This window comes from Mesorhizobium sp. M1142 (assembly GCF_040318565.1).
Taxonomy (GTDB): domain Bacteria; phylum Pseudomonadota; class Alphaproteobacteria; order Rhizobiales; family Rhizobiaceae; genus Mesorhizobium.
This window is the reverse complement of the sequence record NZ_JAMYMK010000049.1, coordinates 1-8,035: the sequence shown is the minus strand read 5'-3', so window position 1 is coordinate 8,035 and position 8,035 is coordinate 1. Positions and strand designations below refer to the sequence as shown.

The window sequence follows — 8,035 nt, the reverse complement described above, 5'->3', positions numbered from 1 at the left end:
AGTTCGACTGCAGCCGCTGCAAGCTGACGGTGAAGATCACCCTGCTCGAAGTACATCCGGAGCACCTTCCCAAGCGCCTGGTGATCCATAAGCCGGTGAAGGTCGACGGGAAGATCCGCTGGACTACCGAACGGTTCCGGGGACAGGGGCGTGGCAAAAGGCTGGACCCCGCAAACTCTGATCGACTCGAAGACACGGCTCACTGCGTCCTGCCACAATCCGCGGTGTCACCAAAACCAGCCGCTTGAGAAGCTGAGGGCCAAGCTCGGCCCGGATGCAGCGATGGCGGACGATCTCATTCCGAAGCTGAAATGCGCCAAGTGCGGCGGCAAGCGCGTTGGACTGATTTATACGCCCGACACCAACCCGAGCCCCTACGGCAAGGCAGAGGGCGGGCGATGAACCTAAGGTCCGGTTTCCGGCGAAGCAGTGCCGGCCTGCTTCATGAAGTCATGGCGGCGCGCGCGAACATGTGCCAGCAAATTCGCTTCATTGCCGACCCCGGATCTAAAGAGAGACAGCGTGGTCGAGGCGAGAATCTGGCTGTCTATCAAGGTGCTGTACGATTTCGCGTCGGCGACTATCTGATCGACAACCCGCTGGCAGATCGCTCGATCTTTAGGTCTAAGGAACTGACTTTTCGGTGCTCGTGGCAATCTCGACGCCTTTAAAGGGGAAGTTACTGTGTCCCCCGCGACCGAAGCGTGGGTCTCCGTGAATGGACCCTAAACGCATTCCGACAGATAATTGCCATTCGTTTGAGTGGTGCCGATGTTTTTGCTATGGCGTGGTAATCGAGGCCATTAGCCGTATTGGGGACGGTAATTTTGGGACCAGTACGCGCACGGTCGCGAGGGGAGTTAGTTCAAAGCCCCTATAGAGGACAATCGCCGAATGACAATTGCAACGCTGAGGCCGGACGGCTGGCCGCAGGCGGCGACCGTCGGCTACGTGAACGAAGGCCTTACGCTCTATTTCCTCTGCGGCCTGGATAGCCAGAAGGCGGAGAATCTGGCGCGAGACGATCGCGTGCCCTCTATCGCCGTTTCGCCTTCAACGTGCTGATTTCCAACGTCGACGATCACCTGCGCAATCACGGCTTCCTTTGGCTGGGAAGGGCATGATGGTCGCTATCGCCTGCCTACGATCTCAATCCGGTCCCGACGGATCTAGAGCCGCGGGTTCTGACGACCAACATCGATTCGTGTTCGCTTGGTCTTCTGGAGAGCGCCGCCGGGTTCTTCGCGCTGACGCTCCCGCAGGCGCGAACGGTCGCCGTGGTGACGTCGACCAGGCGCGATTTTGCCAAGGCCGCGGGGGCGCGACCGGCGGAGATCAACGGGATGGCGATCGCTTTCGAGCACGATGATCTCAAAAGGGCTCTGGCGCCGCGCGTCCCGGCCTTCGACTTGCTGCAGCCATGTTCCTGGCGAGCCCGACCAGGCGCAGGACAGCCCGCTTTGGATTCGACTCGAGCCAAACGCCCCTGATCGGGCTGACGATCGCTGGTGACGGTCGATATCAGCAAGGTCAGGCTGGTTGAGAAGTACAGGGCGCCAAAGCGCAGAAAGCCGCTGCGCGACATGGCTTAGGTCGTCCGAGGGCGGGAAGCTTGCGCGGACCTCCCATTGGTGATTTGCTTCACGTCACTTGGGAGGGGCAAATGCTGAAGGTTATTGGAATAGCGGCGCTGGCTGGGATCTGTGCCACTCCCGCCTCTGCTACGTGCTTCCAAATGAGGAGCGACGTAAACGGGGCCATTGATTATCTGCTTTGCCTCCACAATGAGCACGTGGATCTTTTGAATCAGCATGCGGACGACCTGAACGGACAAGGCGCATCAATAAGCACTCTTTCGAAAGCGGCACTCTTGGCGGATGACAACGGCCGAGAAGCAGCGAACCGCATACAGAGCTTAGAGAGAGGTCCGCGAGCTTCGCGACGAGATCGATTCGTTCAAAACTGAGCGCCAATAATGCGACGCGCGGCTGCCTCGTACTTGTTCTCGCAACGGTGAGTGCGGCTTCGGCGGACAGCCCCGCGAGGAAAGCTCGACAGATTGCTCTTCAGAATTCGTGGTCAGCATGCATGGCGATCTCCGTTGATGGGGTCGCCGCACCGAATTCACTGTCCCCGGTCTGTCGGCCGGATGCAAGTCGCTTCCACCATGCCGCCTTCACGATGCAGCATGGCGGCGACAATGACGTCGAAAACGTTCCCGACCTCCTCTTCGATCTCGTGTGCCTTGATGCCGCTCTCCTCAGCCGCTTTCAGGGCCTGGTCGGCAAGATTCCTAATAGCGAACGGATCGCTTGACCTTGCGTTAGGCAGATGCTCTGCCATCCATTTCTCGAAGAAGTTGATGCCACGTGTGCTCATCCAGCCATAAGCTGGCGAATGGGATTAAGTTCCTTCTTCCCGAAAATCCTGCAGCGAGGCGTGCTTCCAACGATGCAGGCCCGGTGAGCAATTGCGAGTCGGATTGAGCCGATCGGACCTTAGTCGGCGGTTGCCGATCAGACTTTAGTCGGCGGTTCGAGGAACAAGTCACCCTCTCGACGATTGGTACGATAATACCGTCGGAAAGGAATTTCAAAGTGGGAGATGACAAGCCCAGCCGCGAGCGACTCAAGGAGGCTCAGGCGAAGGGCCTCGCGGAGGAGACCGGTATAACGGAGGCGCAGGCAAGCGATCTGATTGAAATGATTGGGACCGATCGCGCATCATTGCTGCGCGAGGCACGGATCCTGAAGAAGCGCCAAACGCCGCCGGCAAAGTCGTGACACAAGGGTGGCCCCCACCCTCCGGGAGAGGACGCGGGCCGACCGGAGGACACCGATCTCAGCATCGGTCTCGTAGCAATGCTGCAGATGCCTAATCCGCGTCTCAAGGTTGCGTTCCATAAGAGGTCTGTCTGGTGCAGCGTGCCTACTTGGCCTTCTTGCCTTTTCGGTTCAGCTTCGGCTTCGATGCCAGCGCAGCAGCAGGAGCGGTTTCGGCCGTAAGTCGTTGCTCCCGTAGCCGAGCCGTCTTTGCATCTCGCGCGATGCGCTCAATGTCGGTGAAAGCCCGTGCAGCATCCGACGTGCGCTCCTGTCTGTCGGATTTTTCTTTATCAGATAAGTATCGCCTCTCCCGCATTATTGTCCTCGATCTGACGGTACGGGCTTTTGTCGCCGACCGAACCATTGTCGCCGACCGTGTTCCCCCAGACAACAAAAAAAGCCCGCGCCTCTGGCGGAGAACGCGGGCCCGATCGGGCTTTTGGCCCGTCTGCAGCGGGCGCTGAGGGGGCGCACTCGCTGATCACAGACAATCATCAGAAATCACTAAAGTTCCACCCTGACTAATACTTCGGAAACGACTGCAGCAGCATTGAGACAAGATCTTTGCCGGTGCTCGTGAAACAGAGGGCGCGATTGGTCTGGGCATTTGTCGGAAAGTCCCAACCCCAGCTTCTCCGGTGCCTGCCCTGAGTGTCTTCGCCCCGCTCCGTAAGGTGGTCCACGTGATGTTGTTGGTGTTGCGCTTGCAGGCGCCGCCAATCAGAAGACCATCGTCGACGGTATCTGCAACCGCATCTTGAGAAGCTGGCGCCGTGCGGTGATCAGCGTGCGGATCAGCATGCTGTCGAAACCCTTGACCCGAACTTCTCGGTAGAAACCAACCTCGGCCAGATGTGCCAGGCCATTCGCATCATTCGCATCGGTCTTGTTCGCGGCCATATCCAGCGCGGCCGATGTGGCCTCTGTTCCTGTTAGGCATGATTCTTCTCCCATGCCACCCTCCGCCGCGGCAGCGCTCAACACGAGCAAGCGAATGTAACAACAATGGGCTGAGAGGGCCGCCCAGGATTTCAGCCGAAAGGGTTACCGGGCTCTCGGTCGATCGAAGCTGCGGGCTGGTTAATGGGCGCAGTCGCGCCATTTCTTGAAACCGGTCGTAACGCTACGCGACGACGCGCGCAACATCGGTCTTGGTCCTAACCACGACTGGGCTTCTCATGGTGCCGATGCGTTTGGACTAATGTGCGTGGCGCATGCCGTTCCCGAGAAACTCCCTGCCAACACGCGTGCCAAGGTACTAGCGCTCAGCATCGTCTGAAATGACGGGCGGTCGGAATCGGTAATCGCAGTTGGCTTACCTTTGGAGGTGTCGGCGAAGCAGCCCGAGGTTGCGATTATTCGCCTTGAAGTATACGTCGAAGATCGAACCTAGGATAGGAACGCTCCCCACAACCGTATCGAGCAGCACGTTCCCCAACATGCGAGCGATCAGGCCACTCCCAGCACCGCAGTTACGCGCTTGTAAGACGATGTAAGCTGAAACCAGGCCTGATGCTGCATCTCCCAGGACAGGGACTAGGCCGACCAAGGCGTCCATTCCAAAACGTATTGAAGTTCCGGGGACGCGCCAGCGGGAATCGAGTAGACCGGCCAAGAGATCCAACTCGTCAATTGCTGTCGCTGCCTTAAGCTCGCCAAAGCCCTGCGCGCTCTTCGCTGGCTTTGAACGGTTGCGGCGAAGTATCAGGTCTTCTCGATCCAGGGCAGTCATTCTAGATTTTCGCTCGCGCCGGCTGGATCATTGATCAGTTACCCTTAGCCTGCGTCCAACCCGGGGGCACGTCGTCGAGCAGGGTCGTTTCATCCGAGCCCTGCGTCGGCTCAGCTGGGGGCATTTCACCATTCGGGGTCATCTGATTGACCGCCTCAGGCAGATCTCGCGTGATCCTGGCAATGAGCTCCTCGCGCGAAAGACCGGTCTGCATAGAAAGAGACGTGAGCGTATCCTCGTCTATGGCCATCTCCACCTCGCGTGGCTCGATTGGCTGGTTCGGTCCAGTGCTCACCCAAGAGTCTACCTTTGATCCCGCACCCACATTTCTGAATCGTTCGAGGATGTCGCCGAGAGCGGTGCCCGACACACCTTTGGACAGTTGATCGACCATTCCACCTTGCGGATTGTTTGGATCGCGTTCCCGCGCGCGACGGATCATGTCTCCTATCTTGTCGCGGTTCTGGTAGGCTAGAACCCCAAGCATCGCGATCGCTAGTTTTCCCAGATTTGCCATTGGTTCCTCCTTATTCCAACTTGAAAAAGGGCTCCGCCTGGCAAAAGTTCCGCGAACGACGATCTAATATTGTGCAGGACGCACGCTGGAGTTTGCGGTTTCCCACTATCACTTTGAAAGAACTTGGCTTTCGTCGGCGATTGAGCATGAGCGGATTTGTTCCTTAGTACGAGGGGGCGAGTGTTTGGTACAAAAATCTGAGCGGGTGATCGGATAACTGGCTCGGGCGAGGCCGCTTCGGCGCGGAGAGATCATGCGTTCCTCGAAGCGCCTGATCGCCGCCGACAACCTGACGCAGAAGGAAAACGCCAAGGTCGAGGCGCAGCTCGCCATCGCCCGCGCCATGATGCGCGCCGGCCGGTCTTGACGATCGACAACCCAGCGCCAGTATCCTGGCGATGGATGAAAATTACATCTACGGAGAAAGAACCGGCCTGCAGCTCGTGCGTATGGCGATCGGCCGGCGTGCTGCCGAGCGAGGAGGCAGTCAACCTGCTCTATGGACCGTTGCCGGTGCATGAGGGCGAGGCGCTTGCAAAAGCGATCATCGAGACTGTCGAGCGGCTGACCCGGACTATTGACGCTTTGCCGTGGCCATCGGGGCCAGCGATCCCAAGATCAGATCAGTCGTAGACCTTGATGATCTTGCGCGTGCTCGGATCCACCAGAACGGTCCGGTTGTCGACGACCACATAACGGTATTTGACGTTCGGCACTTCATGCAGCTCGACGGTGTCTGGGAGGGGCGAGCCGATGTTAAGCTCCACTCCAGGGATTTTCACCGATGCGAGCGGCTGCTTCTTCACGTATTCCTTGATGACGGTTTCCTGCTGCGGTTCGATGATCACGTCCTGGGCGGCGGCGGCACCAATGCCGGCCAGCAGCAGAAATCCCGCCGCTGCGGTTGAAAGATGCATTCTCATAGCCGTCTCCTTGTTGAGATTTTGCCGGGACGCAGCTTCATCGCGCCAAGCTCACCTCAACGCGAGCCAATCAACGAACGTTCCTCGAAGGGGCTTAAACCATGCGAAGCGTCACGGATATATTTGTGCTCGCCCCGCAGATGTTTAATGCGCAGCTTCACCCCAGGCTGACCCATTGAGTAGCCGGCCGCTTCTTGACGCCTTCCGGAGGCTTACGCGTGCTGCTGGTCCGGAAGGGCTCGATAGTGTTGAAAAAGTCCGCAACTAAGCTTGTTGACCCCATCGGTTATCCGCCAACAACGGACAGAATCGAGTTCGCGCCAAAAGCTCAAGAGCCACGCGGTAACGAACTATCCCGGCGGCTTGATGCGGAAGATCGAGTTGCCGGAGATCCATAGCGAATCATCTCCATGACGGATAGCGTCGCCTAGGTACACTCCGGATGGGCGCTTGAACTTGCCACTGAACGAGTTCGTATTCGGGTCAATGCGAATGACCGGGACGAGTATCGTTGATAGCCAGACAAAGCCGCCTCCGACTGCTATATCGCCGCCCTCTCCGGCGGCGTCAGCCTCGATGGTGGCGAGAACCTCACCGGTTTTGCCATCGATCCGCTGGACGGTTCCGTCGCCCTGATTGAGGACCCAGATCGATCCTTCGCCGGACGTCAGGAACCGCGGCTCTGGGTTGAGAGCAGTTGTCGTAACGATCTGATTCGTTTTCGGATCGACACGGTACAATTCACTTTTCGCAGTTCCTGTAACCCAGACGGACCCGAAGTCTGCGACTACGCCGGAGCTGGTAGATGGCAGCGGTACCTTCGCGACCTCGTTCCCATTCTGAGCATCATAGCGAGCCAGGATCTGGCCATTGCTACCGGTGACGGCCCATACGGCACCTTCACCGACTCCGATGCTACCTTCGCTGTCGAATAGGAGGGACGGTATTTGCAGGACGATTTTGTTTGCGCGCGGGTCTACCTTGTAGATTGTCTTGCTGCCGACATCCGGCACCCAGACGGCGCCCTCGCCGATGGAAATCCCGCGGTAACTGCCGACAGCCCCCTCAATGGGAATGTCGGTAACAGAGTTGTCGTCTGGATTGATCCGAACAAGCTTACGGCCACTCATCATCCAGAGAGAGTCAAAACCGAAGGCTAAGAAATCGCCGCCACGCTCTATTGTCGCTTCTATGAGCACCTCAGGGGGTTTTTCCTCGGGAGCTGCCGGAGTTGCCCAAGCCGAAGCTGCTATCGAAAGAGCGATCGCGTATGTTGCTGTTTGGATTCCCATTTGCCCCTCCATCAGGGGAATTCCACCTCGCCGTACTGGCTCTGGTCATTCCAAGTAGCGGCCAAACGCAAGCACCCCTGGCATCACGGCTAGGATGGTTGTTGTTCAAGCGTCTTCCGCTTCGCGGGGCCGGCTAGCTAGATCATAAACTTTGGACGGCAGCACCGGAAGCCGAAAACGCTCCCAGGCCTTGCGGAGGGATCCGACAGCATCCAGCTCTCAGGCGCCAGGAGTTCGAACTTCTTTCGGTTTGGAAAGACGCTCCCATACGTCGCACGCCCTTTTTTCGTCTCGGCGATGAAGCGCGTGAACTCTCGTTCGAGCTCGAACACCGATTGCTCCTTTGTGTCGGCGGTTCCTCGCTGTCCGCCATGAAGTCGGAAGCGTGGATCGGAGGTAGAGGTCGTCCATGACCAGGTATCTCTCCGGGCACCGTTTCCCCACCTATGACGGTTCTGTCCCAATCCAACCAGACACGGGCGCCGCGGTCGCGGGCGAATTCGAACGCCTCGACAGCATCTTCGAAAGCAGCAAGCACAGTGCTGCCGTCGACGGCTTCGAAGCCGCCCTGGTCGGCGAGGTGGATCTTGAGGCGGTCTGTCATCCGCGGAACCGCTCTGTGGTCCAATGGATCTTGCCATCGATCTTCATGGGCTTGTGGATCATCAGCCGCTTCGGCAGGTGCTCCGGGTGCACCTCTAGAAGCGTGATCTTCACCGACGGCTTGCAGCGGCTGCAATCGAACC

The 8,035-nt window shown here is 58.4% G+C and carries 7 protein-coding genes and 4 pseudogenes; 6 read left to right on the top strand and 5 right to left on the bottom strand.

Features of this window, described 5'->3' with window-relative positions; translation table 11 throughout:
- From NKH42_RS30625 to NKH42_RS30605, 5 genes and pseudogenes are all read left to right on the top strand, one after another.
- Positions 1 to 248, top strand: a pseudogene (locus NKH42_RS30625) (hypothetical protein); the annotation flags it as partial.
- Positions 249 to 894: 646 nt separating this feature from the next.
- A pseudogene (locus NKH42_RS30620) lies at positions 895 to 1,032 on the top strand (pyridoxamine 5'-phosphate oxidase family protein); the annotation flags it as partial.
- Positions 1,005 to 1,391: pseudogene (locus tag NKH42_RS30615) on the top strand (HipA domain-containing protein); the annotation flags it as partial. The pseudogenes NKH42_RS30620 and NKH42_RS30615, both read left to right, overlap by 28 nt.
- A 697-nt stretch (positions 1,392 to 2,088) precedes the next feature.
- A complete protein-coding gene (locus NKH42_RS30610; protein WP_352509911.1) occupies positions 2,089 to 2,316 on the top strand; it encodes a hypothetical protein in 228 nt (75 codons plus the stop codon).
- Positions 2,317 to 2,597: 281 nt separating this feature from the next.
- Positions 2,598 to 2,783: a hypothetical protein gene (locus tag NKH42_RS30605; protein ID WP_352509912.1), complete on the top strand. Its 186-nt coding sequence runs from the start codon at positions 2,598 to 2,600 to the stop codon at positions 2,781 to 2,783.
- Positions 2,784 to 3,566: 783 nt separating this feature from the next.
- Here the strand turns inward: NKH42_RS30605 and NKH42_RS30600 are convergent.
- The 5 genes and pseudogenes from NKH42_RS30600 to NKH42_RS30580 all read right to left on the bottom strand — a co-directional run.
- Positions 3,567 to 3,764: pseudogene (locus NKH42_RS30600) on the bottom strand (IS110 family transposase); the annotation flags it as partial.
- Positions 3,765 to 4,140: 376 nt separating this feature from the next.
- Positions 4,141 to 4,557: a DUF4112 domain-containing protein gene (locus NKH42_RS30595; RefSeq protein ID WP_352509913.1), complete on the bottom strand. Its 417-nt coding sequence runs from the start codon at positions 4,555 to 4,557 to the stop codon at positions 4,141 to 4,143.
- 34 nt (positions 4,558 to 4,591) lie between these two features.
- Positions 4,592 to 5,074, bottom strand: coding sequence for a YidB family protein (locus NKH42_RS30590; RefSeq protein ID WP_352509915.1), 483 nt, complete (start codon positions 5,072 to 5,074; stop codon positions 4,592 to 4,594).
- A 623-nt stretch (positions 5,075 to 5,697) separates the two neighbouring features.
- The gene (locus NKH42_RS30585) at positions 5,698 to 5,997 is read right to left on the bottom strand and encodes a DUF1236 domain-containing protein (protein ID WP_352509916.1); all 300 of its coding nucleotides are present in this window, start codon (positions 5,995 to 5,997) and stop codon (positions 5,698 to 5,700) included.
- Positions 5,998 to 6,347: 350 nt separating this feature from the next.
- On the bottom strand, positions 6,348 to 7,289 hold the full coding sequence (locus tag NKH42_RS30580; protein WP_352974801.1) for a Vgb family protein: 942 nt from the start codon (positions 7,287 to 7,289) through the stop codon (positions 6,348 to 6,350).
- Positions 7,290 to 7,698: 409 nt separating this feature from the next.
- On the opposite strand from NKH42_RS30580, the gene NKH42_RS30575 reads away from it, so the two are divergent.
- Positions 7,699 to 8,035 (top strand): hypothetical protein (locus NKH42_RS30575; RefSeq protein WP_352753653.1); only part of this gene is annotated, 337 nt, incomplete at its 3' end.

Coding starts and splice junctions, on each gene's coding strand:
- NKH42_RS30580 (WP_352974801.1), bottom strand. CDS start 7,289: ATGGGAATCCAAACAGCAACATACGCGATCGCTCTTTCGATAGCAGCT.
- NKH42_RS30590 (WP_352509915.1), bottom strand. CDS start 5,074: ATGGCAAATCTGGGAAAACTAGCGATCGCGATGCTTGGGGTTCTAGCC.
- NKH42_RS30585 (WP_352509916.1), bottom strand. CDS start 5,997: ATGAGAATGCATCTTTCAACCGCAGCGGCGGGATTTCTGCTGCTGGCC.
- NKH42_RS30595 (WP_352509913.1), bottom strand. CDS start 4,557: ATGACTGCCCTGGATCGAGAAGACCTGATACTTCGCCGCAACCGTTCA.
- NKH42_RS30610 (WP_352509911.1), top strand. CDS start 2,089: ATGGCGATCTCCGTTGATGGGGTCGCCGCACCGAATTCACTGTCCCCG.